The following is a 1093-nucleotide window of genomic DNA, read 5'->3' as shown; positions in this document are numbered from 1 at the left end:
ACTGCTCGTGGAGGAACTCGCGGATCGCGTAGCCGACGTGGCGCTGGTCGGTCATGGTGTGGCCCAGGATGACGTCGCCCTTGCGCAGCTCGGTGAAGTTGTGGACGCTGCCGCCCGGGCCCAGCGCCCGCACGTGCCAGTCGTCCTGCCCGACCATGTCCACCAGCTGACCGCTCGCGGTACGGGCCTCGATCCGCAGCATCGGACGGGACTCCATCTTGATCCGCCCGACGATCACGGTGCGCACGCTGCCGTCAGTGGAGACGGCCAGGATCTCCGAGCCGCAGTGCAGCTCGGACAGGTACTGGGTGCGGTTGCCCGGAGTCAGCGTGTACGTGGACAGCGCGGCCGCGTTGACCCGGAACGGGCGGGTCGGCATGTACGGCAGCGGGTGGGTCTCACTGCTGACCAGCATCAGACCACTGGAGTACGAGCCCAGCAGGATCCCCTCGTTGGGGCGCAGGTGCGAGCAGGTGTCCACGCAGACCCGGTCGCCCAGGCCCAGGTGCTGCAGCTGGACGATCTCCAGCGGCTCCAGGTCCAGCGACGACGCCTGCCCGTGGGTGGCCTCGACCAGCTCGGTCACCTCGCCCACCCGCTTCGGGGTGAACAGCACACCGTCCGAACCGCGCTCCAGCACCCCGATGGTGATCTTCGCGTCCTCGATGTCCTCGACCACCGTCACGATCGAGCCCTTGGCCTGGTCCGCCGCGGCCAGCAGGATCTCCAGCGGGATCTTGCTCGGGTCCTGCCGGAACTCCACCAGCGTCACCTCGGCCCGGTTCGCCACCTTGCAGGCGACGTCCAGGGTCTGCTCGTCCAGCACCCGCACCAGCACACCGGTGCGCAGACCCGGCCGGATCCCCTCGAACTTCTCGGCGATCGCGTGGTCCACGACCAGCAGGTCCACCACCTCGACCAGCCGGTCGATCAGCGTGGTCGGGGTCTCCCCGTTCACCACGGCGGTCTTCGTCAGGTTCGGCGGAATCTTCGCCGCCAGGTCCGGGTCGTCGAACACGACGGCCTCGACACCGAGGTGAGCACTCTCCTCGATGACGGCAGCCGCGAGCTCACCGGCGAAACCACGGAGATC

Annotated in this window: 1 protein-coding gene; it reads right to left on the bottom strand. The window is 68.7% G+C overall.

The window, feature by feature from the left end; genetic code table 11:
- Positions 1-1093 (bottom strand): 3-dehydroquinate synthase II family protein (locus OP86_RS32490; protein WP_030060325.1); only part of this gene is annotated, 1093 nt, incomplete at both ends.

This window comes from Streptomyces novaecaesareae (assembly GCF_000716875.1).
GTDB lineage: Bacteria > Actinomycetota > Actinomycetes > Streptomycetales > Streptomycetaceae > Kitasatospora > Kitasatospora novaecaesareae.
The sequence above is the reverse complement of the archived record's forward strand: the minus strand, read 5'-3'. Positions and strand labels throughout refer to the sequence as shown.